The organism is Streptomyces sp. NPDC008086 (assembly GCF_042957325.1).
Taxonomy (GTDB): Bacteria; Actinomycetota; Actinomycetes; order Streptomycetales; family Streptomycetaceae; genus Streptomyces.
This window is the reverse complement of the sequence record NZ_JBIBIA010000001.1, coordinates 947,055-972,134: the sequence shown is the minus strand read 5'-3', so window position 1 is coordinate 972,134 and position 25,080 is coordinate 947,055. Positions and strand designations below refer to the sequence as shown.

Annotated in this window: 21 protein-coding genes and 2 pseudogenes; 12 read left to right on the top strand and 11 right to left on the bottom strand. The window is 71.9% G+C overall.

The features are described 5' to 3' along the window. Positions 1 to 36 precede the first annotated feature (36 nt). Positions 37 to 774 (top strand): 3'-5' exonuclease, encoded by a 738-nt coding sequence (locus ACFZBP_RS04180; RefSeq protein WP_383446207.1) that lies wholly within the window; start codon positions 37 to 39, stop codon positions 772 to 774. Between the two features lie 47 nt (positions 775 to 821). Here the strand turns inward: ACFZBP_RS04180 and ACFZBP_RS04175 are convergent, their stop codons facing one another. Further along, positions 822 to 1,337 (bottom strand): YbaK/EbsC family protein, encoded by a 516-nt coding sequence (locus ACFZBP_RS04175; protein WP_383446210.1) that lies wholly within the window; start codon positions 1,335 to 1,337, stop codon positions 822 to 824. Beyond that, complete coding sequence (locus ACFZBP_RS04170; RefSeq protein WP_391409758.1) at positions 1,283 to 2,302, bottom strand: EamA family transporter; 1,020 nt, start codon at positions 2,300 to 2,302, stop codon at positions 1,283 to 1,285. Before ACFZBP_RS04170 ends, ACFZBP_RS04175 begins: the two co-directional genes overlap by 55 nt. Positions 2,303 to 2,394: 92 nt before the next feature. Between ACFZBP_RS04170 and ACFZBP_RS04165 the strand changes: the two genes are divergently transcribed. The 3 genes and pseudogenes from ACFZBP_RS04165 (at position 2,395) to ACFZBP_RS04155 (ending at position 4,448) form a co-directional block, all read left to right on the top strand. Further along, on the top strand, positions 2,395 to 3,300 hold the full coding sequence (locus ACFZBP_RS04165; protein ID WP_391409756.1) for a LysR substrate-binding domain-containing protein: 906 nt from the start codon (positions 2,395 to 2,397) through the stop codon (positions 3,298 to 3,300). Positions 3,301 to 3,334: 34 nt separating this feature from the next. Then, positions 3,335 to 3,415: pseudogene (locus ACFZBP_RS04160) on the top strand (aminoglycoside phosphotransferase family protein); the annotation flags it as partial. A 361-nt stretch (positions 3,416 to 3,776) separates the two neighbouring features. Beyond that, positions 3,777 to 4,448, top strand: a complete 672-nt coding sequence (locus ACFZBP_RS04155) for a DNA alkylation repair protein (protein ID WP_391410348.1) — start codon at positions 3,777 to 3,779, stop codon at positions 4,446 to 4,448. Between the two features lie 98 nt (positions 4,449 to 4,546). On the opposite strand, the gene ACFZBP_RS04150 is transcribed toward ACFZBP_RS04155, so the two are convergent. Further along, entirely contained in the window at positions 4,547 to 5,410 is an 864-nt protein-coding gene (locus ACFZBP_RS04150; RefSeq protein WP_391409754.1) for a phosphotransferase, read from the bottom strand. Positions 5,411 to 5,649: 239 nt separating this feature from the next. Here ACFZBP_RS04150 and ACFZBP_RS04145 point away from each other — a divergent pair, with 239 nt between their 5' ends. From ACFZBP_RS04145 to ACFZBP_RS04135, 3 genes are read left to right on the top strand one after another with little or no spacing between them, the layout of a single operon-like run. Beyond that, entirely contained in the window at positions 5,650 to 6,585 is a 936-nt protein-coding gene (locus ACFZBP_RS04145; protein ID WP_391409752.1) for an ABC transporter permease subunit, read from the top strand. Continuing rightward, positions 6,582 to 7,415: an ABC transporter permease subunit gene (locus ACFZBP_RS04140; protein ID WP_391409750.1), complete on the top strand. Its 834-nt coding sequence runs from the start codon at positions 6,582 to 6,584 to the stop codon at positions 7,413 to 7,415. Before ACFZBP_RS04145 ends, ACFZBP_RS04140 begins: the two co-directional genes overlap by 4 nt. Then, on the top strand, positions 7,415 to 8,698 hold the full coding sequence (locus ACFZBP_RS04135) for an extracellular solute-binding protein (RefSeq protein WP_391409748.1): 1,284 nt from the start codon (positions 7,415 to 7,417) through the stop codon (positions 8,696 to 8,698). Before ACFZBP_RS04140 ends, ACFZBP_RS04135 begins: the two co-directional genes overlap by 1 nt. Before the next feature lie 26 nt (positions 8,699 to 8,724). Here ACFZBP_RS04135 and ACFZBP_RS04130 read toward each other — a convergent pair whose 3' ends face one another. Continuing rightward, entirely contained in the window at positions 8,725 to 9,333 is a 609-nt protein-coding gene (locus ACFZBP_RS04130; RefSeq protein ID WP_391409746.1) for a DUF6817 domain-containing protein, read from the bottom strand. A 104-nt stretch (positions 9,334 to 9,437) separates the two neighbouring features. Between ACFZBP_RS04130 and ACFZBP_RS04125 the strand changes: the two are divergent. Next, positions 9,438 to 10,740, top strand: a pseudogene (locus tag ACFZBP_RS04125) (glycosyltransferase). Here ACFZBP_RS04125 and ACFZBP_RS04120 read toward each other — a convergent pair. After that, the gene (locus tag ACFZBP_RS04120; protein ID WP_391409744.1) at positions 10,698 to 14,375 is read right to left on the bottom strand and encodes a helix-turn-helix domain-containing protein; all 3,678 of its coding nucleotides are present in this window, start codon (positions 14,373 to 14,375) and stop codon (positions 10,698 to 10,700) included. The pseudogene ACFZBP_RS04125 and the gene ACFZBP_RS04120 sit on opposite strands and share 43 nt — an antisense overlap. Positions 14,376 to 14,522: 147 nt before the next feature. Between ACFZBP_RS04120 and ACFZBP_RS04115 the strand changes: the two genes are divergently transcribed. After that, positions 14,523 to 15,731, top strand: a complete 1,209-nt coding sequence (locus tag ACFZBP_RS04115) for an acyltransferase family protein (protein ID WP_391409742.1) — start codon at positions 14,523 to 14,525, stop codon at positions 15,729 to 15,731. A gap of 64 nt (positions 15,732 to 15,795) precedes the next feature. Here ACFZBP_RS04115 and ACFZBP_RS04110 read toward each other — a convergent pair whose 3' ends face one another. After that, the gene (locus ACFZBP_RS04110; RefSeq protein WP_391409740.1) at positions 15,796 to 18,063 is read right to left on the bottom strand and encodes an MMPL family transporter; all 2,268 of its coding nucleotides are present in this window, start codon (positions 18,061 to 18,063) and stop codon (positions 15,796 to 15,798) included. 308 nt (positions 18,064 to 18,371) lie between these two features. On the opposite strand from ACFZBP_RS04110, the gene ACFZBP_RS04105 reads away from it, so the two are divergent. After that, positions 18,372 to 18,920 (top strand): DUF1697 domain-containing protein, encoded by a 549-nt coding sequence (locus ACFZBP_RS04105; protein ID WP_391409738.1) that lies wholly within the window; start codon positions 18,372 to 18,374, stop codon positions 18,918 to 18,920. After that, positions 18,913 to 19,296: a DUF4440 domain-containing protein gene (locus ACFZBP_RS04100; RefSeq protein ID WP_391409736.1), complete on the top strand. Its 384-nt coding sequence runs from the start codon at positions 18,913 to 18,915 to the stop codon at positions 19,294 to 19,296. The genes ACFZBP_RS04105 and ACFZBP_RS04100 overlap by 8 nt, the downstream gene beginning before the upstream one ends. On the opposite strand, the gene ACFZBP_RS04095 is transcribed toward ACFZBP_RS04100, so the two are convergent. After that, the gene (locus tag ACFZBP_RS04095; RefSeq protein ID WP_391409734.1) at positions 19,277 to 20,143 is read right to left on the bottom strand and encodes a transglutaminase domain-containing protein; all 867 of its coding nucleotides are present in this window, start codon (positions 20,141 to 20,143) and stop codon (positions 19,277 to 19,279) included. The two genes, ACFZBP_RS04100 and ACFZBP_RS04095, sit on opposite strands and share 20 nt — an antisense overlap. A gap of 67 nt (positions 20,144 to 20,210) precedes the next feature. On the opposite strand from ACFZBP_RS04095, the gene ACFZBP_RS04090 reads away from it, so the two are divergent. Beyond that, positions 20,211 to 21,218 carry a 2-dehydropantoate 2-reductase N-terminal domain-containing protein gene (locus ACFZBP_RS04090; RefSeq protein ID WP_391409732.1) on the top strand — a complete coding sequence of 336 codons (1,008 nt, stop codon included), beginning with the start codon at positions 20,211 to 20,213 and terminating at the stop codon, positions 21,216 to 21,218. A 202-nt stretch (positions 21,219 to 21,420) separates the two neighbouring features. Here the strand turns inward: ACFZBP_RS04090 and ACFZBP_RS04085 are convergent, their stop codons facing one another. The 4 genes from ACFZBP_RS04085 to ACFZBP_RS04070 are packed head-to-tail and all read right to left on the bottom strand — an operon-like array spanning position 21,421 to position 24,986. Further along, positions 21,421 to 22,161, bottom strand: a complete 741-nt coding sequence (locus ACFZBP_RS04085; RefSeq protein WP_391409730.1) for a CbiX/SirB N-terminal domain-containing protein — start codon at positions 22,159 to 22,161, stop codon at positions 21,421 to 21,423. A 5-nt stretch (positions 22,162 to 22,166) separates the two neighbouring features. Continuing rightward, positions 22,167 to 23,066, bottom strand: coding sequence for an ABC transporter permease (locus ACFZBP_RS04080; RefSeq protein WP_383446258.1), 900 nt, complete (start codon positions 23,064 to 23,066; stop codon positions 22,167 to 22,169). After that, positions 23,053 to 23,841: an ABC transporter ATP-binding protein gene (locus ACFZBP_RS04075; RefSeq protein ID WP_383446260.1), complete on the bottom strand. Its 789-nt coding sequence runs from the start codon at positions 23,839 to 23,841 to the stop codon at positions 23,053 to 23,055. Before ACFZBP_RS04075 ends, ACFZBP_RS04080 begins: the two co-directional genes overlap by 14 nt. A 44-nt stretch (positions 23,842 to 23,885) precedes the next feature. Continuing rightward, the gene (locus ACFZBP_RS04070; RefSeq protein ID WP_391409727.1) at positions 23,886 to 24,986 is read right to left on the bottom strand and encodes an aliphatic sulfonate ABC transporter substrate-binding protein; all 1,101 of its coding nucleotides are present in this window, start codon (positions 24,984 to 24,986) and stop codon (positions 23,886 to 23,888) included. Positions 24,987 to 25,080 lie beyond the last annotated feature (94 nt).

The following is a 25,080-nucleotide window of genomic DNA, read 5'->3' as shown; positions in this document are numbered from 1 at the left end:
ACTGGGGGAACGCACCACCAAGAAGGGGGACCGCCCATGGGCTGGCACCGTGAGCTGCTGATCGGCTTCGACCTGGAGACGACCGGGACCGATCCGCGCGAGGCGCGCATCGTCACCGCCGCCGTGATCGAGGTCCGGGACGGGCAGCCCATAGGGCGCAAGGAATGGCTGGCCGATCCGGGAGTCGAGATCCCGGCGGACGCGGTCGCGGTCCACGGCATCAGCAACGAACGCGCGGCCGCCGAGGGCCGCCCCGCCGACCAGGTCGCGGACGCCGTCGCCGACGTCCTCGTGACGTACTGGAAGACGGGCGTGCCGGTCGTCGCCTACAACGCGGCCTTCGACCTGAGCCTGCTCTCCGCCGAACTGCGCCGCTACGGACTGCCGTCCCTGCGCGACCGGCTGGGCGGCGTGGATCCCGCCCCGGTCATCGACCCGTACACCATCGACCGCTGGGCCGACCGCTACCGCCGCGGCAAGCGCAACCTCGAAGCGGTCTGCCGGGAGTACGGCATCGCACTCGACGCCGCCCACGACGCCTCCGCCGACGCCCTCGCCGCGGCCCGGCTGGCCTGTGCGATAGGCGGCCGCCACCCCAAGATCGCGGCCCTCGGCCCGGCGGAGCTGCACCTGCGCCAGATCGAGTGGTACGCCGAGTGGGCGGCGGACTTCCAGAGCTTCCTGCGCCGCAAGGGCGACGCGACCGCGGTGGTCGACGGCACCTGGCCACTGCGGGAGCCGGCCGGCGAGAGGGTGGCGGGCGAGTCGGTCTGAGGAGCGCCGGGCGGGCAGGTTCAGGCCCGTCCGCCGGGCAGTCCCGCCTACGCCGGTGTCGCGACGCGCTCGACGCGGGGCCTGGCCAGCCGCTCGTAGTCGGCACCCGAGATGAGCAGGGAGCGGTCCAGGCGGGCCGCGTTGAAGTACAGCTTCGGCTGGGCCACGACATCCGGGTCCGCGACCACTTCGAGGTCGTCGTCGAAGCTGAACGGCAGGACCGTGCCCGGGACGGCGCGGGCCAGCCGCTCCGCGGTCTCCGCGTCGCTGAAACCGACGTAGCGCGCGTCGAACAGCGTCCGGACGGCGTCCAGGTCCACCCGGCGGTCCCCGGGGACGACCGCGAGGACATGACGGGTCGTGCGCCGGTCCACCTTGACCCGCAGCACGATGCACTTCGCGGCCTCGGAGGCCGGGTGCCCCCGCAGCGCGCAGACGGCCTCGGTGGAGCCCTCGGGCGCGTGGTCGATGAGGTGGTAGTCGACGCAGGAGGAGTCGAGCAGGGAGATCAAGTGCTGGTAAGTGTCGTGGTGGGTGATGCCGGCGTCGGGGCGGTCGGGCATGCGGAGTCCTTCTCGAGGGGGTCGGGCGGGACAGGGGGCGAGGTGCGCGGCGGGAGGGACGGCGAGGGCGGTGCGGGGTCGGGTGCGGCGCGGTGCGCGCGTTCCACCGCCTGCCCCCAGTACGTGCCGGAGACCATCAGAGCCGCCCCGAGACCGGTCAGCGCGGTGAGGTGGTCGCCGGCGAGGGCCACGCCGACCGCGACGGCCCACACCGGCTCGGTGCCCAGCAGCAGACTGGCCCGGCTGGCGGACGTGCGCTGCACCGCCCAGGTCTGCGCCAGGAAGGCGAACACACTGCAGAACAGGGCGAGATACACCAGTTGGGCCCAGGTCGCCGGGTCCGCGTGGACCAGCATCGGCAGGTCGAGGACGGCGACCGGCAGGAACAGGGCGGTGCCGACGAGGGTCTGCACCGTGGTCAGCTGGAGCGGGCGGACCGCCCGGCCGGCGGTGAAGCGGCCGACCAGCACGACATGCCCGGCCCGGATCACCGCGGCGCCGAGCATCAGCAGATCGCCGAGGCGCGGCGCGTGGAAGCCGTTGCCGGACATCAGCAGCCCGACGGCCAGGACGCACAGGCCGGTCGCGGCGAAGAACGCGGCAGGCGGCGCGCCGCGGTGGCCGCCGCGGTCGAGGAGCGGGGTGAGGACGATGGTCAGGCTGATGATGAGGCCGGCGTTGGCGGCGCTGGTGTGGGCGACGCCGTACGTCTCCACGACCAGGACCGCCGCCTGGGTCAGCCCCAGGGGCACACCGGCCCGCAGCTCGTCACGGGTCCACCGGCGCGCCCCGCCCCGCCGGGCGGCGACCACACCGAGACACGCGAGCGCGGAGAGGGAGTAGCGGGCGAAGAGCACCAGCAGGACGGGCAGCGCGGCGGTCGCCGTCTGGGCCGAGAGATAGCTGGAACCCCAGACGAGTGCGACAAGGAGGAGTACCGCATCGGTACGGCGGAGGTCGGACACCCGCCTACGGTGCACCGGAAGCATCCATGAAGCCCAGTACCAGCTTCTAAAACGATCATTTAGCCGGACTACATCGTCCCTACACTGACGCCATGGACGAACGGCAGCTGCGGATCCTGCGGGAGCTCGGCGAACTGGGCAGCGTCACGGCCGTCGCCGAGGCGATGCTGGTGACCCCGTCGGCGATCTCCCAGCAGCTACGGCTGCTCCAGCGCGCCATCCCGGTGCCGCTCACGGAGCGGCAGGGCCGTCGGCTGGTGCTCACCGACGCCGGACAGGCGCTGGCCGGAGCGGCCGTGGAGGTGGAGACGGCGCTCGCGCGGGCCCGGCACACCGTCGAGGAGTTCCTCGGGCGGCCGGACGCGGAGGTGTCGGTGGCGGCGTTCCACAGCGCGGGCTCCGCTTTCTTCCCGCCGCTGCTCCGCGCGCTCGCCGGGCCGGACCGACCGGTGCCCAGACTCGCCGACGAGGACGTACCGCAGGAGGATTTTCCGCGCCTGACCAGGGAGTACGACGTCGTCCTCGCCCACCGTCTGGACCACGCCCCGCCCTGGCCGGACACGGTGGCCACGACGACGCTGCTGCGCGAGCCGCTCGACGTGGCCGTGCCCGCCGACCATCCGCTGGCCGCCAAGCGCCGTGTCACCCCGCGTGACGTGGCCGACGAACCGTGGATCACCGTGCACGACGGTTTCCCGGTGCTCGCCGTCATCGAGGCCATCGCCGCGGCGGCCGGCCGGCGTCCCCATCTCGCCCACCGCATCAACGAGTTCGCGGTGGTGGCCGAGGTCGTGGCGGCCGGGGGTGGCATCGCCCTGATCCCGCGCTGGACGATGCGCCCGCATCCGGCGCTGGTCCTGAAGCCACTGAGCGGAGTCCAGGCCAGGCGCCACATCGACGCGCTCTACCGCCCCGAACGCACGGCCCGCACAGCCGTCCGCACCGTCCTCACCGAGCTGAGCCGTGCCGCTCGCACCATCCGCGACGCGGGACCTTGAGCGCCTGTCGCTTCCCGGCGACAGCGTGATCGTCATGACGGCTGAGGGCGAGGCACTGATCGGCGGCATGGCGAACGAGGGGGCGGTCTTCCGCCGCGGTGCTCTGGTGGAGCGGCGAGTTCGGTCATCTCGCTGGGCGGGTCGATCACCGGGTGGATGAGGAGTTCGTCGACGCCTGCATGTTCCAGGGCGGTGATGCGCGTGCGCCGGTCGTCGCGGGTGCCGACGAGGGCCAGGCTGTTCATCAGCGAGGGCAGGACCAGGTCCCGGTCCCGCGGTGCGACGCGTCCGAGGTAGTTGGGGTAGAGCTTGGTGTACCCGGACGCGGACCGGGTCGAGCCTGCTCATGCTGGCAGGTCGCGGGACCGAAGCCCATGGCCGTGACGCCGCCCGCGCGACCACCATGGCGCGGCGCTCTCCGGCGTAGGCTGAATCCCGCGTATGAGGGACAGGAGACCGAGGTGGCCGAGACGGCGCTGACCGAGACGACGGTGGCCGAGGTGCTGGCCGAACTGGCCGAGCTCGACGACCCCAGGATCCGCGCGGTGAACGAGAAGCACGGCGACGATCACGGCGTGAACCTCGGCAAGCTGCGCGCGCTCGCGAAGCGGCTGAAGACCCAGCAGGAGCTGGCGCGCCGGCTCTGGGCGACCGCGGACACCGCCGCCAGGCTGCTGGCGCTGCTGATCTGCCGCCCGAAGGCGTTCGAACGCGACGAGCTGGACACGATGGTCCGCGACGCGCGCACCCCCAAGGTGCACGACTGGCTCGTGAACTACGTGGTGAAGAAGAGCCCGCACGCCGAGGAGCTGCGGGTGGCGTGGTTCGCCGATCCCGATCCCGTCGTCGCGAGCGCCGGCTGGGCACTGACCACCGAGCGCGTGGCGAAGAAGCCCGCGGGCCTCGACCTCCCCGGGCTGCTCGACACCATCGAGGCGGAGATGAAGGACGCCCCGGACCGGCTCCAGTGGGCGATGAACCACTGCCTGGCGCAGATCGGGATCGAGCACGCCGAGCACCGCACCCGTGCCCTCGCCATCGGCGAGCGCCTTGAGGTGCTCAAGGACTACCCGACGTCCCCGGGCTGCACCTCACCGTTCGCGCCGGTCTGGATCACCGAGATGGTGCGCCGGAAGAACGACGCCTAGCCGCAGCACCGGCCGAGATCGACCGACCTCGGAGCGCCGACGCTCAGAACGGGCACCACCGCACCGGCCGGGACCGGCCGACCCCGGAGCATCGACGCTCAGAACGGATACCACCGCACCGTCTCGTCCCCGTCCCGCAGCGACGCCACCCGCCGCTCGAACTCGGCCAACGCCTTCGGATTGCTCGGCGCGTGCTGGGCCACCCAGGCGCAGCTCGCCGTCTCCCGCGCCCCGCGCAGCACCGAGCACCCCTCCCACTCCCGCACATCCCAGCCGTACGCCTCGACGAACGACCGGTAGGCCGTCTCGGGCAGCCCGTACCGGTCGCGGGAGAGCACCATGACCACCAGGTCGTGCTCGCGCAGATCGGCCGAGAAGGTCTCCAGGTCCACCAGCACCGGTCCGTCCGGCCCGACATGCACATTGCGCGGCAGCGCGTCCCCATGGATCGGACCCGGCGGCAGATGAGGAGACAGGGCGGCAGCGGCCGCCGCGAAGCCGTCCCGGCGTTCCCGCAGATACGCCCCGTCCGCCGCGTCGACCGCGTCCCCCGCCAGCCGCAGCCAGCGCTCCACACCCCCCAGCAACTCACGGGGCGGCAACGCGAAGGAAGGCGTGGGCAGGGCGTGCACGACCCGTAGCAGTTCGGCCAAATCCCGTGGCTCGGCGGGCCGTACGGGGTCGGGCAGCCGGTGCCACACGGTCACCGGGTGCCCTTCCACCAGCAGCGGCTTCGATTCGGCGGCCCGCACCGCCGGAACGTCCGCCTCCGCCAGCCACGTCGCGATGTCCAGTTCGCGCCGGGCCCGGTCCAGGAGTTCGGCGTCGCGACCCACCTTGACGACCAGGTCACCGGCGGCGAACACCGCGTTCTCGCCCAGGGCGAGCAGGCGCGCCTCCCGTGCCGGGCCGGACAGTACTCCCGCGGCGGTCAGTACGTCCCGTGCCCGTGCCTCGTCCATCGTCCGCCTCCGTGTCCCGCCCGGCCTGTCCCGTATCGACACGGATCGATCCGCGTCGGCGGTGTCGTTGATCCGTACCGACGGTGCCGTTGATCCGTACCGAGGGCGTCGAGTTCTCGCCACCCGCCCGTCAGTCTCGCATTTCCACAGGTCGGACCGCGTGCGCGCGGCCTTGACGGGGTACGGCGCCTTCACGACCATGACGGGGCCCACCCGAGCCGTGCAAAGGGGCTGATTCCGTGACATCGGTGACCGAGGTGGAGAGGTCGGTGGGACGCACGCCGGGCGACCGGAGACAGCGGCGCGTCACGGACCACGGCGCCTGGTTCCTCGTCCTCCCCGCGCTGATCCCGATCCTGATCCTGAGCGTCGGACCGCTGCTCTACGGCATCCTGCTGTCCTTCACCGACGCCCAGTCCGGACGGACCCAGCCCACCCAGTGGATCGGCGGTCTCAACTTCCGGGACCTGCTGCACGACACGCTGTTCTGGGAGTCGTTCCGGATCGGCCTGGTCTGGGCGGTCGGCGTCACCCTGCCGCAGTTCCTGCTGGCGCTCGGCCTGGCCCTGCTCCTCAACCAGGATCTGCGGCTGCGCTGGCTGGCCCGCGCCCTCGCGATCGTCCCCTGGGCCATGCCCGAGGTCGTCGTCGGCGTCATGTGGCGGCTGGTCTACAACCCCGACGCGGGCATCCTCAACGAGACGCTCCGCGACCTCGGACTCGGTGACGGCCGCGACTGGCTCAGCGGACTCGGCACCGCTCTGCCCGCCGTCATCGTCGTCGGCATCTGGGCCGGCATGCCGACCACCACGGTCGCCCTGCTCGCCGGCCTGCAGAACACCCCGCGCGAACTGCACGAGGCGGCCGCCGTGGACGGCGCCGGCGCCTGGCGCCGCTTCCGCACGGTCACCTGGCCCGCCCTGCGGCCCGTGGCCCTGTCCATCACGGCGCTCAACCTCATCTGGAACTTCAACTCCTTCGCCCTGGTCTACGTCCTCACCAGCGGCGGCCCCGGCGGCCGCACCCGCCTGCCGATGCTCTTCGCCTACGAAGAGGCCTTCCGTTACGGACAGTTCGGCTATGCGGCCGCGATGGGATGCGTGATGGTCGCGGTGATCTCGATCCTCCTCTCCGTCGTCCTCGTCGGCCGGCTCAGGGGAGGTGACCGGTCATGAGGACCAGCACCGCGGGCCGCGTCGGGCAGTACGCCGCCCTCCTCGCCTACCTCCTCTTCCTCGCCTTCCCCTTCCTCTGGCTGGTCTCCACCGCCTTCAAGCCGCCGCGCGAGCTGGGCAGCCTGCACCCCACCTGGATCCCGAAGGACCCCACCCTCGCCAACTTCCGCCAGGCCTTCGACGAACAGCCCCTGCTGCACGCCGCCCTCAACTCCCTGATCGCCGCACTCGGCGCCGCCCTGATCGCCGTACTCCTCGCGACCCCGCTGGCCTACGTCATGGCCCGCCACCGCACCCGGCTGGCGCGCGCGGCGACCGGCTGGGTGGTCGTCAGCCAGGCGTTCCCGCTCGTCCTGGTGATCATCCCGCTGTTCCTGGTCCTGAAGAACCTGCGGCTGATCAACTCGGTGCCGGGGCTGGTCATGGTGTACGTCGTGTGGGCGCTGCCGTTCGCGCTGTGGATGCTCGTGGGGTATGTACGCGCGGTTCCCCCCGAGCTGGAGGAGGCGGCGGCCGTCGACGGCGCCGGGCGGCTGCGCACCCTGGTCTCCGTGACGGCGCCGCTGCTCGCGCCGGGGATCGTGGCGACGGCGCTGTTCGCGTTCGTCACGGCCTGGAACGAGTTCTTCTTCGCGCTCGTTCTGCTGAAGACCCCCGAGAAACAGACCCTGCCGGTCGTCCTCACCCACTTCATCGGCGCGGAGGGCGTCGCGGACCTCGGCCCGCTGGCCGCCGCCGCGTTCCTCGCGACACTGCCCTCGCTGGTGGTGTTCGCGGTCATCCAGCGAAGGATCACGGGCGGCATGCTCGCCGGGGCGGTGAAGAGCTGATGCGTACAAGAGTGCTGTCGACCCTGGTCGCCGTCCTCGCCCTGCTGCTCGCCGGATGCGGCGGCGACGACGGCCGGTCCGGCGGGCCCGTCACGCTGCGCTTCCAGTCCCTGGCCTGGCAGGAGGAGTCCGTCGAGGCCAACAAGGAGCTGGTGGCGGAGTGGAACGCGACCCATCGGGACGTCAAGGTCGAGTACATCCAGGGTAGTTGGGACAGCGTCCACGACCAGTTGCTCACCTCCTTCGAGGGCGGTGAGGCCCCGGACATCATCCACGACGCCTCGGACGACCTCGCGGACTTCGCGTACGGCGGATACCTCGCCGATCTGACCGACCTGCTGCCGCGGCGACTCAAGTCCGACATCCCGCAGCGCAGTTGGGACACGGCGACCTTCGACGGCCGGATCTACGGCGTGCCGTTCCTCCAGGAGCCGCGCGTGCTCATCGCCAACGCGAAGTGGCTGAAGGCGGCGGGCGTACGCGTCCCGACCCCCGAACGGCCCTGGAGCTGGCCGGAGTTCCGCGAGATCACCCAACAGCTGAGCGGGGACGGGAAGTACGGCGTCGCCTGGCCGCTCAAGGAACCCGTCTCCGCCTCCCTCAACCTGTCGCTGTCGGCCGGCGGGCAGCTCTTCCACCGCGCCGCCGACGGCAAGGTCACCGTCCGCTTCGAGGCGGCCGACCAGGTGATGCCGCGCACCGTCCACGACCAGGTCAACGCCGACCGCAGCGCCTCGCCCACGACCCTGGGCAGTGGCGGCTCGGACACCCTGCCCGGCTTCTTCGGCGGCCGCTACGCGATGGTCCCGCTCGGCTTCTCCTACCGCCAGCAGATCGTGCAGCAGGCCCCGAAGGGCTTCGACTGGCAGGTGCTGCCCGCCCCGGCGGGCGCCGACGGCCTCACCCAGGGCGTCAGCCCGCAGACCCTGTCCATCGCCGAGGACAGCCCGCACCAGCGGGAGGCCGCCGAGTTCATCGACTTCCTGCTGCGCCCCGAGAACATGGTGCGGCTGGCGCTTGGCGACTGGATGCTGCCCACCGGCAGCGAGGCGCTGAAGGACCCCGCTCTGCGCACCACCGAGCACGACTGGGCCACCGGTACCGCCCTCGCCGCACATCTGCGCTCGGCGCCCGCGCAGTCCGTGCGCGGCTACCCGGAGTGGAAGGACAAGGTCGCCACACCCGCTCTCCAGGAGTACTACAGCGGCGCCATCGGCCTCGCCGAACTGCGCGAGCGGCTGGAGGAGGACGGGAACCTGGTCCTCGCGCGCTACCAGCGCTGACGCACTTCGGTTGCCCGCGTGCCGGGTTAGGGCGCACCGCGCTGTCGCCGGCTCTCGGGCTCTCGGTGGTTCGCCGGCTCGGAGGCAGGGGTGGCAAGTGTCCTGCGACACGCGAGCCAGGCGTCAGCACTCAGCAGATCCTGGAGTCTGGTGAACAGGGCGAGCAGCTCGGGGCCCCATGTGTCGCGGAAGGCGGAATCGACAACGGCGAGATCGAGTTCGTTGGCCGCCGACAGCTCGGCGAAGTCCCGGCGCGCCTGGGCCTCTGGAACGTGGGAGCGGCCGGTGAACCTGTCGTGGAAAGCGGCGCCGGCCTGGTCGAGAGCCGGGTACGAGGTCTTCCGGTCGCACGAGGCGTACAGGTACACGAGGGCCTCGGCCTCGGCGCCGATCACCTCTGCGAGGTCCTGGCGACGGTCCAGGGGGAGCAGCGCTGTGGGGAAGCCGTCCGTGCCGTAGAACGCGTGACACAGGCCGGCGAGTTGAAGGGCCGGACGGGCGTTCCACGCGGCGAGCCGCGCTTGTACGCGCCGAAGGTGGGTGAGGAGGGTGCCGCCGGGGTGCACGATGCCTTCGGCACCGAACTCACGCAGCAGGGCGACAGCCCGGTCAGCCGCGGCAGGGAGATCAGTCACAGTGCCCGTGTCCCTTCGGTAACGGGTTGCCTCCTGGGTCCTGCAGCGATCTTCTGGCACCCGCAAATCCCAGTCAATCCTTGGGATTTCTCCCCATACCCCAGGTGCAGCTTGGGTGCGACTCGTGCCGAAGTCAGTTGCACGAGACGTATCGTCTCGTTTAGAGTCCACGGCATGACCACCCCCGCGCACATCGCCATGTTCTCCATCGCCGCCCACGGCCACGTGAACCCCAGCCTCGAAGTGATCCGCGAGCTCGTGGCGCGTGGGCACCGCGTCACGTACGCGATTCCGCCGGCCTTCGCCGAGAAGGTCGCCGAGACCGGCGCCGAGCCGAAGCTCTGGAACTCCACGCTGCCCGGCCCCGACGCGGACCCGGAGGCCTGGGGGAGCACCCTGCTGGACAACGTCGAGCCGTTCCTGGCCGACGCGATCCAGGCCCTGCCGCAGCTGGTCGAGGCGTACGAGGGAGACGAGCCCGACCTCGTCCTGCACGACATCGCCTCCTACCCGGCCCGCGTCCTCGCCCACCGCTGGGGCGTCCCCGCGATCTCGCTCTCGCCGTGCCTGGTCGCCTGGGAGGGGTACGAGCAGGAGGTCGCCGAGCCGATGTGGGAGGAGCCGAAGAAGACGCAACGCGGCCGGGCCTACTACGAGCGCTTCCAGGCATGGCTGGAGGAGAACGGCGTCACCCAGCACCCCGACCCGTTCGCCGGACGCCCCGACCGCTCCCTGGTCCTGATCCCGAAGGCGCTTCAGCCGAACGCCGCCCGGGTGGACAAGTCCGTCTACTCGTTCGTGGGCGCCTGCCAGGCCGACCGCACGGCCGAGGGCGACTGGAAGCGTCCGGCGGACGCCGAGAAGGTCGTGCTGGTCTCCCTCGGGTCGGCGTTCACCAAGCAGCCCGCCTTCTACCGGGAGTGCGTGCGTGCCTTCGGTGACCTGCCCGGCTGGCATCTGGTGCTCCAGATCGGCCGGCATGTCGACCCAGCCGAGCTCGGAGACGTACCGGCCAACGTCGAAGTGCGTTCCTGGGTCCCGCAGTTGGCGATCCTCAAGCAGGCCGACCTGTTCGTCACCCACGCCGGCGCCGGCGGCAGCCAGGAGGGCCTTGCCACGGCCACCCCGATGATCGCCGTACCCCAGGCCGCGGACCAGTTCGGCAACGCCGACATGCTCCAGGCCCTCGGCGTCGCCCGCCATGTCCCGACGGACGAGGCCACCGCCGAGTTCCTGCGCGAGACGGCCCTCGCGCTCGTCGACGACCCCGAGGTCGCCGGGCGTCTGAAGGACATCCAGGCGGAGATGGCCGAGGAGGGCGGGACACGCCGGGCCGCCGACCTCATCGAGGCCGAGCTGACGGCTCAGCCTCCGGCGCGGGAAGAAGCCGAACCAGAAGCCGAATGAGTGGTGCCGACGGCCGCTTCGACGGCCTGGATCGCGTGCGCCGGATCGGGCAGGTAGACGTCCCACAACTCGACGGAGCCGCCCGTGCCGACGGCCAGGGTCCGACCGTCCGGGCCGAACACCACCCCCGCCGGTGAGCGGCCCGGCAGGCTCATCCTGGCCCGGCCGGTGGCGAGGTCCCAGAGGCGGACCCCTCCGGCGCCGGCCGTGGCCAGGGTGCGCCCGTCGGGACTGAAGGCAGGCGACCCCGCCTCGGTGCCGGCGGTGAAGCCGTCCCGGAGCTCTCCGGTGCGCGCGTCCCATGTCCTCACGGATCTGCCGCTCGTGGTGGCCAGGGTGGTGCCGTCCGCGCTGAACGCGAGGGCCAGCGGGCCGCGGGCGCCCGGCCGGACGGTGCGCTGGGTGCGGCCGGTCGCGGCGTCGAGGAGGGCGACCGGTTCGTCGCCGCCCTCGATGGCCGCGACGGCGAGTGTGCGGCCGTCCGGGCTGAACTCCACCGTTCTGACGGGGTCTGCGTCGCCGGCGCGGACGGTGCGGACCGCGCCGCTCGCGAGGTGCCAGATCCGTACCCACCCCTCGACGCCGACGACGGCGAGCCGCGTCCCGTCCGGGCTGAAGGCCACCTCCTGGACACCGCGCCACGCACGGCTCTGGCGCAGGCGGCCCGTGGCGACGTCCCGGACCTCGATCACTCCCTTCCTGTCCGTCCTGGCTGCCAGGGCACGCCCGGTCGGGCCGAACCCCATGTCCCCGGGGCGGGAAACCGCGACGGGCAGCCCTTCTCCCCGGAGCGTCAGGTCGGTGTCGGGTGCCAGTGCGGCTTCGCGACCGCCGGTCCCGGCGTCCCAGAGCTCCACCGACTCGCGGGCGGACGCATCATGGCCCACCGTCGCCACCGTGTGTCCGTCCGGACTGAAGGCGATATCGGCGACGGAACCTCCGGCACCGCCGCGCAGAGTGGTCCGCGGCTGATCGCCGGTCAGGCGGTGCACGCGTACGGCCGGGTCCAGGTTGCCGCTGGTGACCAGGGTGCGCCCGTCCGGACCGAGAGCCACCGTCATGGCCCCGCGTCCGCGATGACCGGCGGTCACCGTGGCCCGTGCGGCGCCGGAGACGGTGTCCCACAGGCGAACCGTGTCCTGAGGTCCCGGGACGGCGAGGGTCTTCCCGTCCGGCGCGAAGGCCACTTGGTTCCACCCACGGGGCCCGTCCTCGATGGTGCGCCGGACGCCGCCGCCGGCCACCTCCCGCAGTTGCACCGAGCCGTCGCCGCGAACAGCCGCGTATGTCCGTCCGTCCGGGCTGAAGACCACCGCATCACCCTCGGCCCGGCTGTCGTGGGTGCTCCGGGTGCGGCCGGTGGTCGTGTCCCACACCCGCACGCGCCCATCGAGGCTCACCGCGGCGACGGTACGTCCGTCAGGGCCGAAGGCGACGGCCTCCAGGTCGGGGAGGCCGGTGAAGGTGTGCCGTGTGCGGCCGGTGGGCACCTCCCACACCCGCACGGCCGACAGGGAGGAGACGGCCACCGTACGACCGTCAGGGCCGAAGTCCACGCCCCGTACGGAACCGTCGGGGACGGCGAGGCCGCTGACCTTCCTGCCGGTGACCGGATCCCACAGGCCCACCGCGGCGCCGGAGCCGGCCGAGGTGACGACGGCGAGGGTCCGTCCGTCGGGGCTGAACGCCATGACCTCCAGGACGTGGCGGCCGGTGAACGTGTGCCGGAGCCGGCCCTCGGGCAGGTCCCAGATCCGTACGGTGCCGTCCCCGCTGTGCGCGGCGAGCGTGCGCCCGTCCGGGCTGAGGGCGAGGGAGTGCACGGGTTCGGTGCCGCCGGCCAGGCGCTTGCGCAGCGGCAGGGCAGCGGCGGCGTACAGGGCGGTGGTGGCCTCGCGGGTCGGGCTGGTGCGGTAGGCCTGGACGGCGAGCAGGGCGGCACGGTCGGGATCGGTGTCCAGCAGTGCGCCGGACTGGGCGGCCAGTTGTCGGGAGTGCGCCAGCTCCTGGGCGGTGACCGCGCTCTGCCACTGCCGCACGGCGAGGCCCGCGGCGACGAGCACGAGACACAGGGCCGTCGTGACCGCGGTGAGCGTCAGCCGGTGGCGGCGACGGCCCCTCAGCTCGTGGTCGCGGCCGGCGTCCAGGAAGGCCCGCTCCAGGTCGGTCAGGTCCGCGTGGGCCGCCCCGCCGAAGTGCTCCCGGGCGGCGGCCAGTCGGCTGCCCCGGTACAACGCCCCCTTCTCCCGGCCCAGTTCCCGCCAGGCGTGGGCCGCGTCGGTCAGGTTCCGGTGCACCCGCAGGCGTTCGCGGTCGTCGTCGATCCACCCGCGCAGCCGGGGCCAGGCCGTGATCAGGGCCTCGTGGGCCATCTCGACGGTGTCGCCGTCCAGGGTGAGCAGCCGTGCCGCCGCGAACGCCTCCAGTACCTCGGCGGTGTCCTCCCGGCCGATGCCGGACAGTTCCGCGCGCTCGACGGGACGCCGGGTGTCGGGGGTGCCGTCACCGGGGGAGACCAGACGCAGCAGCACCCGTCGGGCGACGGCCGCCCGGCCCTCGGTGAAGCGGCCGTAGACCTCCTCGGCGGTCCTGGCGATGGCGTCGTCCAGGCAGCCGGCCGCCTCGTAGCCCGCCAGGGTCAGGGTCTTGCCGCGGCGGCGGCGCCAGGTCTCCAGCAGCGCGTGGGACAGCAGCGGCAGCCCGCCCGGGGCGTCGGTGACCTCCTCGACCAGCCGGGCGGTGAGGGTGCGCTCCACGATCAGCCCGGCGGCCGTGGCCGGCTTGACGACGGCGTCGCGCAGTTCCGCCGCAGTCATCGCACCGGCCAGGAGGTTGGCGTCGCGCAGGGCGTCGGCCAGTTCGCGGTGCTCGGCGCAGCGGCCGTAGAAGTCGCCCCGTACGGCCACCAGCACCCGTAATCGGCTCTCCGGTCGTCGGGCGGCCAGCAGCAGGTCGAGGAAGCGGGTCCGTTCGGCGGGGTCGTGGCAGAGGGTGAAGAGCTCCTCGAACTGGTCGACGATCACGAAGGTGTCCGTCCCCGCGCCGTCCGCGCCGGGGGCCGTGGGGGTGAGGAGGGGCGCATGGGTGCGGGCGGGATGTGCGCCCGGGGTCAGGATCCGGATCGCGGCCGGACGTAGCTCCGGCTCCCGGGACTGCCGGAGGACGGGGATCAGTCCGGCCCGCAGCAGGGAGGACTTGCCGCTGCCGGAGGGGCCGAAGACCGCCGCGAACCGCCGTCGGCGCAGCAGGTCGACCAGGTCGGCCGTGAGCTGTTCCCGGCCGAAGAACAAGGCGCTGTCCCCGGTCTCGAACCGGGCCAGCCCACGGTACGGAGCCACTGACCCGTCGTCCCGGGAGCCGTCGTCGGCGGACTCCGCCACCGCCTCCTTCCACCGCGCCTCCCACAGCGCCAGATCCGCGCCGCACGCCTGCGCGTAGGCCAGGGCCACCGGCAGCGTCGGCAACCGCTCGCCCGCGGCGGCCTGCGACAGCGTCGTCACCGAGTAGCCCGCCCGCCGGGCCAGCGTCCGGTAGGTGATCCCGCCCGCCTCCGCCCGCAGTTCGCGCAACTCGAACGCGAACCGCTGCACCGGCCCCGCCGCCGGATCCACCGGCGCCTCACGACGACCCGCCACCCCCGCACCTCCTCCAGCCGCCCCTGCGCGTACCCCGCCATTGTTCGGCCGCCAGAACGGTACTGCCGAACAATTCGCCGGCCGCTGAACTCGAAGACACCCCAGGCCGAACCGGCCACCCCGCACGGAACAGGACTGCGCCCCCGCATGGAACCCCCACCCTCCGGCTCCGCCGCCCGCCTGGGCTGGCTGGACGCGCTGCGCGGCATCGCCGCACTCGTCGTGGTGTTCGACCACTCGTCGTACACCTTCCTGGCGGACTTCCGGCGGGAGCTGATGCCGCAGTTCAGCACCAGCCGCTACGGCATCATGGTGTTCTTCCTGGTGAGCGGCTACATCGTGCCCGCCTCGCTGGAACGCCGGGGCTGCGTCCGGACGTTCTGGATCGGACGGCTCTCCCGCGTCTACCCGCTGTGGGCGGCCGTCGTCACCGCGCTCCTCGCCGCCGACCTCCTGGGCCTCGCGCAGTCGCGCGACTTCGGTCAGCAGAGCGCCGTCATGGTGGCCGTCGCCCACGCCACCATGCTTCAGGAGTTGTTGGGCACACCCAACCTGCTGCTCGTCCTGTGGACGCTCTCGTACGAGATGGCCTTCTACCTGCTCGTCGTCGCTCTGTTCACGGTCCGCCTGCACCGGCGGTCCGCGGCGATCGCCCTTCTCCTGGCCGTGCTCGCCGCCGTGAGCGTGACGGCGGGGGTCGCGCTGCCGCCGTCGGCCCTGTCCGGGCTGGTCGGCACCGGCCCGCTGATCGCGTTCGCCTCGATCGCCATGGCGGTCGCCCTGTGCTGTGCGAGCGCCACTTCACCCGTACTGCGGGTGTTCGGGGGCGTGTCGGGCGGGGTGTCGGCGTTGGTCCTGGTCCTGTGCAACGGCACGGTCCCGTTGTGGGAGGGCCTGGTGATCCTCGCGGTGATGTTCCTCGGCACCGCGGTCCACCGGGCCGAGAAGGGGCAGATCAGCCGGCGGTGCGTGGCGGGCACGGCCGTCGTGGTGGTCGCCTGTGCCGTGGGCAGCGCCTACCGGTACGGCGACGGCGACCACTTCACCCGGCGCGGCTGGATCGTCGCCTTCCTGTCGGCCGTGCTGACCTTCGGCGCGGGACTGGCGGCGCGCCACCGACGCATACCTCGGCTGCTGAGCGGACTGGGCACGATCAGCTACTCGGTCTATCTGACGCATCCGCTGCTGCTGGCCGTGATCGACAGCACGGCCGGCCGCCGACGCCAGGACGATCCCGTGCTCGAAGTGGCGTTCTTTGTCGTGCTGTTGCCGCTGTGCGTCCTGACCCACCGCTACGTCGAGGTACCGGGCCAGGCCTTGGGCCGCAGGTTGGCGCGCCGCGTACGGTCACCGTGACATGCGCGGCGGGGCCCGCCGACCCCGTGGAGTCGGCGGGCCCCGCTCGTCGGGCGGGACGGGATCAGACGGGCACCCGCTCGCCCTCGTCGTCCCGGGCCGCCTTCCGCGTCACGGCCTCCGGCGCCTCGTCGTGCGTCAGGTCCGGCAACCGGTGCAGCCACTTCGGCAGATACCAGTTGCGCTCGCCCAGCAGCGCCATCACCGCCGGGAGCAGCACACCCCGGATGACCGTCGCGTCGATCAGCACGGCCGCCGCGAGGCCGACGCCCATCTGCTTCATGGACTGCATGGACAGCGTGCCGAAGATCGCGAACACGGCGACCATGATGACCGCGGCGCTGGTGACGACACCGGCCGTGGTGACCACCCCGTGCTGGATCGCGTCCTTCGTCGTACGGCCCCGCAGCCGCGCCTCGCGGATCCGGGAGACCACGAACACGTGGTAGTCCATCGACAGGCCGAACAGGATCACGAAGAGGAACAGCGGCAGCCAGGTGATGATGGCGCCGACCCCCTCGGCGCCCACCAGGGACGCGCCCCAGCCGTGCTGGAACACCGCGACGAGGATGCCGTACGCGGCGCCGACCGACAGCAGGTTCAGCACGATCGAGGTGACGGCTACCGTCAGCGAGCGGAACGACAGCAGCATCAGACCGAAGGCGAAGACGACGACGAACGCGAAGACCGGGATGACGGCTCCGGCCAGCTGGTCGTTGAAGTCCTTCGAACCGGCGACCTGCCCGGTGATCGGCGCCTCGACCCCGTCGACCTCGCCGAGCGTGGCCGGCCGTACCTCGTCGCGCAGCTTGTCCAGGCTCACGCCCGCCTTGTCGAGGTCGGAGCCGCCGACCAGCGGGACGTACACGAAGGCGATGTTCTGCTCGTCGTGCAGCTTGATCTCCACCGGGCCGCGCGAGGCACCCGAACTGATCGCCCGCTCACGGAAGTCGGCGAGCGCGGACTTCACCGCGGGGGCGTTGATGTCGTCCGCCTTCACGACCACCTCGGCCGGCTCGGAACCGCCCGGGAAGGCCTCGTTGAGCCGGTTGTACGTCTGCACGATCGGCAGCGAGTCGCCGAACTCCTTGTCCAGGGTGAGCTGCTCGGTCTTCATGCCGAGCGCAGGCGCCGCGATGGCGAGCAGCGCACCGGCCGCGACGGTGACCGAGACGACCGGCCGGGCGAGTACGCCCTTCAGTACGGCCGTCCAGAACCGGCTCTCGCGGTTGCCGCGCGCCCGGTTGCGCCGGAGCTTGCTCTGCGGGTGCAGGAACGGGATCTTGCCCTTCTCGACCCGCTCACCCAGCAGCGACAGCAGCGCCGGCAGCACCGTCACCGACCCGACCATGGCGACCGCCACGACCATCAGCGAGGCCAGGCCCATCGCCTCGAACTCGGCGAGACCGGTGAACAGCATCCCCGCCATCGCCACGCACACCGTGACCCCGGAGACGATGATCGCGCGGCCGCTGGTGGCGGCGGCGACCCTCAGGGCGGTCTGCGCGTCCCGGCCGGCCTCGCGCTCCTCGCGCTCACGGCGCAGATAGAACAGGCAGTAGTCGACGCCGACGGCCAGACCGACCAGCAGCATCACGGAGTTGGCGGTGTCGCTCATCGGCATCACATGGCTGACGATGCCCATCAGGCCCATCGTCGCCATGATCGCCGTGACCGCCAGCAGCACCGGCAGCAGGGCAGCCACCAGCGCGCCGAAGGCGATGAGCAGAATGCCGAGGGCCACCGGCACCGCCGAGTACTCGGCCTTCTGGAAGTCGTCCCCGAACGCGTCGTCGAACGTCTTCGTCATGCTCGCGCCGCCGATCTCCTCGATCCGCAGCGACGCGTGGTCCTTCTGCACACCCTCCACGGCCTTCAGTACGGGCTCCACGCGCTCGCCCGCAGTGTCCGCCTCGCCGCGCATGTCGAACTGCACCAGCGCGCTGCGGCCGTCCTTGGAGATCGTCCGTGTCTCGTACGGCGACGTCACGTCCGTGACCTCGCCGGTCCCCTCGACGGCCTTGACGACCGCGGTGACGGCGGACCTGAACGCGCCGTCGGTGGCCTTGAGCGAACCGTCCTTCGCCTGGATCAGGACGGTCTCACCGGCCGGCTCGTCGATCCCGGCGTCCTCGACGATCTTGGCGGCGGTGTGCGTCTCGCCCTTCAGTTGGTCGCTGTCCTTGACGTCGACCCGGCCGGCCGCCGAACCCAGCCCCATCGCCAGGACGACGAACAGCACCCAGATGCCGACGGCAGCCCATCGATGGCGGGCGCTCCAGCCGCCGGCGCGGGCGGCGAGTCCCCGTACCCGCGTATCTCCGTTCCCCATGACGGGCTTGCCCCCTTGTCTTGCGGTGGCGGCCCCCTGCCGCCCCCTTTCGTTTCGAAGGTATGGGCTGGATAAAGCCATCTCGTCGTGCTTCCCGGTGAACCGCGGCGTCCGGAACTCATCCGCTCGGGCACCGCCCTCTCCCCACTGGGGAGGATGAAGGTCCCTTACATCTATCGGGCCGAAAAGGTTGTGCTCCGTACTGACCGATGAGTAACTTACGGCTCCGGGCCGTCGTGCCCACCCCCACGGGGCACGACGGCCACGACAGCCCGGCCACTGTCAGTGGGCCGCCTTAAGGTGGCCGGATGACGACGACGTATGCGGCGCTGCTGCGCGGAATCAACGTGGGCGGCAGCAGAAAAGTCCCGATGGCCGACCTGCGCACCCTCCTGACCGGCCTCGGCCACGGCGGCGTACGCACCTATCTCCAGAGCGGCCAGGCGGTCTTCACCGCCGACCACGGCGACGAGGACTCCTTGGCCGCCGAGCTCGCGTCGGCGATCGAGAAGCACTTCGGCTTCGCCGTGGACGTCATCGTGCGCGACCACGCCTACCTCCGGGCCGTCGCCGACAACTGCCCCTTCCCGGCGGCCGAGTTGGAGCCCAGACAGCTCCATGTCACCTACTTCTCCGCCCCGGTCGACGCCGACCGCTTCGCGGAGATCGACCAGCCCGCCCACCTCCCGGAGGAGTTCCGCCTCGGCGACCGCGCGCTGTACCTCTACGCCCCGAACGGCCTGGGCCGCTCCAAGCTCGCCGAAATCCTGTCGCGGCCCCGGCTCAACAAGGGTTTGATCGCCACCAGCCGTAACTGGAACACCGTCGTGAAGCTCGTGGAGATGACAGGTGACTGACCATGATCCCGCCGTGCAGGCGGCCATCGCGGGCGAGCTGAGGCTGCTGGACCCCGAAGTCCGAAGCTCGCCCGAGCTGCTCGGGGCGCTGCTGCACCCCGACTTCCACGAGTTCGGGTCCTCGGGGAGGCGCTGGGACCGGGCGTCGACCCTGGCCCGTCTGCCGGTGGACACCGATCCGTCCGACCCCGAGGACCGGTATGTCGTCACCTCCGAGATCCGGGGCGTCCGGCTCGCAGCCGACGTCGTCCACCTGACCTTCGACACGGAGTACTGCGGCCGGCACGCCCACCGCAGCTCACTGTGGCGCCGGACGGCCGACGGCTGGCAGATGTACTTCCACCAGGGGACACCGTTCAGCGCCGAGGGAGCGTGACCCCGCGCAGACCGAAGGCGGGCGACTTGGAGAGGATCTCGCGGGGCGGCGCCAGCCGCGGCTGCGCACACAGGCGCCGTACGTCCTCGTCGGTGTGCGCGGTGGCCACGGCGTCCAGGAGCGCGAGGTCGTCGTCCGACAGCGACACGTCACCGAAGCCCGCGAGAGGCTCCCAGCCGTCCCAGGGCAGCGTCTCCACGCCACCCCGACACGCCAGGTCGAGGACGAGACTGCCCCGGACGAACCACAGCCCGCGCAGCGCCCCGTCACTCCAGAGCCCGAACGTCCCCGGATCCGCCTCCCCGCCCCGGCACGCCCGCCAGGCGTCGCCCGCCACGAGAAACCGGTCGCGCGGCACGTCCAGCGGATCGAAGCCGAGATCGCCGTAGGCCGGATGCAGGACCTGGGGGTCGACCAGCCGCCAACTCCCGTCCGGCAGCCGGTACTCGCTGACCCAGTGGTCCTCGTGGAAGCCGTCCACGAAGTAGGTGCCGAAGCCGCCCCGGACCCGTGCGGGCGTCCCCGTGGCACGCAACAGCGACACATGCAACAGCGCGAAGTCCCGGCACGTCCCCACGAACCGCTCCTCCGGCTCGCGCGCCTCGGTCAGCGGGGCGTCCCGCCGCTCACGCAGGATCCGCAGAATCTCCGTGACGTACCGGGACTCGGCGTCCTCGCGCAGCCGTTGCTCGGGAATGGTGTATCCAAAACGCGTCCCGTCTCCCTGATGCATGATCACATCTCGTACGGCACAGGCGAGTTGGCGCGGATCACTCGGCAGCCCACTGACATCCAGCTCCCCGGGATCGCTGTAAGGCGTCTGCCGCAAGTAGAAGTCGTCGTCCATGCGGGGACTCTCAAGCCTGCCCCCGGGTCAAGGTCAACCCGGTGGACGGGTGTGCGAGGCTCGGCGTATGCGCTACATCATCATCGGGGCAGGAGCGGTCGGCGGGGTCATCGGCGGGCGGCTCGCGGGTTCGGGGCACGAGGTCGTACTGGTCGCGCGGGGCGCGCACTTCGAGGCCCTACGGGACCACGGGCTGCGGCTCAGGGTGCCGGAGGGCGAGCTGACCCACCGGCTGCCGGTCGTCGAGGGCCCCGCCGCGCTCGGGGAACTGCGCCCCGACGACGTACTCGTCCTCGCCGTCAAGACCCAGGACAGCGTGGCGGCGCTCCAGACCTGGGGCCCGGCCCCGGTTACGGGCGGCGGCACGGCCGCGGAGCGGCTCCCGCTGGTCTGCGCACAGAACGGCGTCGAGAGCCAGCGCCTGGCCCTGCGCCTCTTCCGCCGTGTCTACGGAGTCTGCGTATGGCTCCCGTCGACCTACATCGAACCCGGCGTCGTCTCCGCGGCCGGCAGCCCCCTCACCGGGATCCTCCATCTCGGCCGCTACCCGCACGGCACCGACGAGACCGCCCGCCTCATCGCCGCCGACCTGGAGAAGTCGCACTTCGAGGCACCGGTCGTGGCAGACGTGGCCCGCTGGCAGTACGCCAAGCTGCTGGCCAACCTCGGCAACGCCCTGGAGGCCGTGACCGGCCCCGTCGACAGCGAGGAGGCCGCGGCTCTCTTCCAACGGGTGCGCGCCGAGGGCGCCGCCGTGCTCGACGCCGCCGCAATCGCGTACGCCGACGCCGAGGAACAACGCGCGGTACGCGGCGACAAGGTCACCCTCGTCCCGCTCCCCGGCACCTCACGCGGTGGCGGCTCCTCCTGGCAGTCCCTCACCCGGGGCACCGGCACCATCGAGGCCGACTACCTCAACGGCGAGATCACCCTCCTGGGCCGCCTCCACGACGTACCCACCCCCCTGAACGACCTCCTCCAGCGCCTCGCCAACACCTTCGCCAGGGAGAGGCGGGCGGCGGGGTCGATGCCGGTGGCCGAACTCCTGCGCCTGGCCGAGGAGGCCACGCACTGAGCGCCGCGCCCGCAGGGGCGCAACTCCTGCTGGCCTCGCCGCGTGACAGGACGTTTTCCGTCATCCGTTCCCGGTGCGTCCTCGTGGGTCGCGGCCTCGGGCAGGGGTTCGGTGTCGACCCCTCTGCGCACCCAAGGCGCTACGCGACCTCCCACCGAACACCAACAGGCCGCCGCAGACATTCCGCCCAACCGCCGGAGGCTCACGCCCCCACAGCCGTCAGCACCGGCACCCGAGCCGCCTCGTACCGCTCCACCAGCACCCGAGCCACCTCCGGCGCCGCCCCGAGAACGTCCGCCAGGACATCCGCGTCGGCCGCGCCCCGCGCGATCCGGTCCGGGAGGAAACCCGGGGCCAGTACGTACGGCGCCACAGCCACCCGCTCGCAGCCGAGCTTCCGCAGCTCCCGGACGGCCTCCTCGGTGCGGGGAAGGGATGCGGAGGCGAACGCAGGTCGCACGGCGCACCAACCGGTGTGCCGCCACTCCCGCGCGATTGCTGCGATCACCGCGTTCGCCTCCGGGTCGGAGGACCCCGCCGAGGCCAGCACGACCCCGGTCGAGGACTTGTCGGCGGGGCTCAAGCCCGCCTCGTACAGACGCCGTTCCAGGGCGGAGAGGAGCAGCGGGGACGGCCCCAGCACCTCCGCCTGGCGGATCCGGAGCTGCGGCGGCGCGTCCCTCAGGACCGCCGGGATGTCCGCCTTCGCGTGGAAGGCGCGCGTCAGCAGCAGCGGCAGGGCGACGACGTCACGGACGCCCTCCGCGGCCAGCGACTCCAGCACGCCCTGCACGGACGGGATGTTGAAGTCGAGGAAGCCGGTCTCCACCCGTACGTCCGGGCGCAGCGAGCGCACCCGGCGTACCAGGGCGTGCACCGTCGCGGCATGCCGCGGATCGCGGCTGCCGTGGGCGATGACGAGAAGAACCGGCTTCTTGAACACAGGACTCAGCTCCTTGCCAGCAGACCGCGACTGCGCAGCACCCACCGCTCCAGCGGGCTGAAGATCAGCAGGTCGATCGCGATGCCGACGACGAGGATCAGGAAGATGGCGAGGAAGACCTGGGACATGCTGCTGTTGGTGCGCCCCTGCTCCAGCAGCTGCCCCAGCCCGATGCCCAGGTCGGGCGAGGTGGCGATGATCTCGGCGGCCATCAGGGACCGCCAGGAGAAGGCCCAGCCCTGCTTCAGACCGGCCAGATAGCCGGGCAGCGCGGCCGGCATCACGATGTGCCAGGTGCCCTTCAGCCCCGTCGCGCCCAGTGTGCGGCCCGCCCGCAGGAACAGCGGGGGCACCTGGTCGACGCCGGACACCAGACCGTTGGCGATGGACGGGACCGCGCCGAGCAGGATCACCGCGTACATCATCGAGTCGTTCAGGCCCAGCCAGATCACGGCCGGCGGCACCCAGGCCACCGACGGCAGCGACTGCAGGCCCGACAGGATCGGCCCGATCGCCGCCCGCACGAACCGCACCCGCGCCACCAGCAGACCCAGCGGCGTGCCGATCGCGAGCGCCAGCAGGAAGCCCATCAGGCCGCGGGAGACGGACGTCCAGATGTAGTCGAAGAGCGTGCCCTGCAGCCAGGACTGGCGCACCTCGCCCCACACGTCGGACGGCGAGGGCAGCTTGTAGTCGGGCGCGACCTCGGCCCACACCAGCAGCTGCCAGACCGCCAGCACCAGCGCGACGGCGACGACCGGCGGCAGGACCTTCTGGGTCAGGGTCTTCCGCAGCGGCGTACGGCCCGTCTGGACCGTGTCGAGGGCGTCCAGGCCCGCTTCGAGCCCGGCGAGATCGTTGCCGTCCTTGCCGCCCTTGGCGACGGTCGTCTCAGTGCTGGCCATGACGGCGGATCTCCCCACGCAGTTCCTCGGTGATCTCCCGCGACAGCTCCGCCACCTCGGCGTCCTCGATTCGGCGCGGCTGCGGGATGCCGACCGTCCACTCCCGGGCGATGCGGCCCGGACGGGACGACAGCAGCACGACCCGCTGGGCGAGCCGCACCGCCTCGCGCACGTTATGGGTGACGAACAGCACCGACAGGCCCGTCTCCCGCCAGATCCGGGTCAGCTCGTCGTGCAGCACGTCGCGCGTGATCGCGTCCAGCGCCGCGAACGGCTCGTCCATCAGCAGCAGCCGGCTGTCCTGGGCCAGAGCCCGGGCCATGGCGACCCGCTGCCGCATACCGCCGGACAGCTCGTGCACCCGCTTGCCGTACGCGCCCTTCAGCCGGACCAGTTCGAGGAGCTCCTCGGCCCGCTCGCGCCGCTCGGCCTTGGCGACCCCGCGCAGCTTCAGCGCGAGCTCGATGTTCTTGCCCGCGGTCAGCCACGGGAACAGGGCGTGCTCCTGGAACATCAGCGCCGGCCGGCCGTCGGTCGTGATGCTGCCCGCGCTGGGCCTGTCCAGCCCGGCGACCAGGTTGAGCAGGGTGGACTTGCCGCAGCCGGACGCCCCGAGGAGGGTGACGAACTCGCCGGGCGCGACATCGAGCGTGATGTCGTCCAGGACGAGCTGCTGCCCGGCGGGGCCGGCGAAGGACTTCGAGACGTGGTCGATGCGCGCGGCGTGCTCGACGGACGCATCCGTGTCGGCGGCCTTGGCGAGGGCGGTAGCCATGGTCGTCACCTCCTGGGGAACTCGCGGATTTCCGGAAACGGGACTTACTCGACGCCGAGCCCGGCGTCGTCGACCTCGGGTTCGCCCTCGGCCTTGAGGACCCTGTTCAGCGGTGCCAGGTCGTAGATGCCGGTCAGGTCCGGCTTCTGCAGCAGGCCCGCCTCGACCGCGTGCTTCGCCTCCGTGGCGAGCGTGGCCGCCAGCGGGTCGTCGGTGACCTGGATGGACTGCCACGCCGGGTCCAGCACATCGGCCGGCAGCGCCTTCCCGGTGTCGGCCTTCAGCTGCGCGTTCGCCGCCGCCTTCGCCTTCTCCGGGTTGTCGTCGATCCACCGGTTGGTCCGCACCGAGGCGCGCAGCACGGCCTCGACGGCCTCGGGGTGCTCCTCGAGGAAGTCCTGCCGCACGATGACGTTCGTGATCACGAACTTCTTGTCCGGCCACAGGTCGGCCTCGTCCAGCAGCACCTTCCCGCCCTCGGCGACCAGCTTCGACGCCGTCGGCTCCGGCACCCACGCGCCGTCGATCGACCCCGACTTGTAGGCGTCCGGCGTGATCTTGTTGTCCGTACGGACGACGGAGACGTCACCCTTGCCGCTCTGCGCGTCGACCTTCCAGCCCTGCTCGGAGACCCAGTTGAGGAACGCCACGTCCTGGGTGTTGCCGAGCTGCGGGGTGGCGATCCTCTTGCCCTTGACGTCCTTCAGGGACTTGATCTTCTCCGGGTTGACGACGAGCTTCACGCCGCCCGAGGCCGAACCGGAGATGATCCGCAGGTTGGTGCCGTCCGACTTGAGGTAGCCGTTGATGGCGGGGGAGGGGCCGATCCAGCCGATGTCGATCGACTTGGAGTTCAGCGCCTCGATCTCCGAGGGACCGGCGTTGAACGTGGCGTACTCCGCCGTCGTCCCGCCCAGCTCCTTCTGGAACAGCCCCTGCTGCCGCCCGACCAACGCCGTGGCGTGCGTGAGGTTCCCGAAGTAGCCGATCCGCACCGAGTCCAGGCCGTCGACCTTGGCCGCCCCGGCGACGGCGTGCTCCGTGTTCTCCTTGGCCTGGGAGCCGTAGCCGCAGGCCGCGAGGGCCAGCAGCGGCAGCGCGGCCAGGACGGCGAACGTCCGTCGCAGGGCGGGAGTGGCAGGCACGGGAGGTGTTCCTCTCGGTGGCCCGGCGTCACGCCCGTGTCAGGTCGTGGCCGGGAGGTCGGCGGGTTCGTGCGCGGCGGCGCGCATACGGTGC

What these genes read in the sequence shown, in the direction of transcription:
- ACFZBP_RS04080 (WP_383446258.1), bottom strand. Translation starts at nt 23,066, where the DNA reads ATGGCCAGCACTGAGACGACCGTCGCCAAGGGCGGCAAGGACGGCAAC.
- ACFZBP_RS04090 (WP_391409732.1), top strand. Translation starts at nt 20,211, where the DNA reads ATGCGCTACATCATCATCGGGGCAGGAGCGGTCGGCGGGGTCATCGGC.
- ACFZBP_RS04105 (WP_391409738.1), top strand. Translation starts at nt 18,372, where the DNA reads ATGACGACGACGTATGCGGCGCTGCTGCGCGGAATCAACGTGGGCGGC.
- ACFZBP_RS04115 (WP_391409742.1), top strand. Translation starts at nt 14,523, where the DNA reads ATGGAACCCCCACCCTCCGGCTCCGCCGCCCGCCTGGGCTGGCTGGAC.
- ACFZBP_RS04110 (WP_391409740.1), bottom strand. Translation starts at nt 18,063, where the DNA reads ATGGGGAACGGAGATACGCGGGTACGGGGACTCGCCGCCCGCGCCGGC.
- ACFZBP_RS04150 (WP_391409754.1), bottom strand. Translation starts at nt 5,410, where the DNA reads ATGGACGAGGCACGGGCACGGGACGTACTGACCGCCGCGGGAGTACTG.
- ACFZBP_RS04175 (WP_383446210.1), bottom strand. Translation starts at nt 1,337, where the DNA reads ATGCCCGACCGCCCCGACGCCGGCATCACCCACCACGACACTTACCAG.
- ACFZBP_RS04165 (WP_391409756.1), top strand. Translation starts at nt 2,395, where the DNA reads ATGGACGAACGGCAGCTGCGGATCCTGCGGGAGCTCGGCGAACTGGGC.
- ACFZBP_RS04075 (WP_383446260.1), bottom strand. Translation starts at nt 23,841, where the DNA reads ATGGCTACCGCCCTCGCCAAGGCCGCCGACACGGATGCGTCCGTCGAG.
- ACFZBP_RS04140 (WP_391409750.1), top strand. Translation starts at nt 6,582, where the DNA reads ATGAGGACCAGCACCGCGGGCCGCGTCGGGCAGTACGCCGCCCTCCTC.
- ACFZBP_RS04180 (WP_383446207.1), top strand. Translation starts at nt 37, where the DNA reads ATGGGCTGGCACCGTGAGCTGCTGATCGGCTTCGACCTGGAGACGACC.
- ACFZBP_RS04095 (WP_391409734.1), bottom strand. Translation starts at nt 20,143, where the DNA reads ATGGACGACGACTTCTACTTGCGGCAGACGCCTTACAGCGATCCCGGG.
- ACFZBP_RS04135 (WP_391409748.1), top strand. Translation starts at nt 7,415, where the DNA reads ATGCGTACAAGAGTGCTGTCGACCCTGGTCGCCGTCCTCGCCCTGCTG.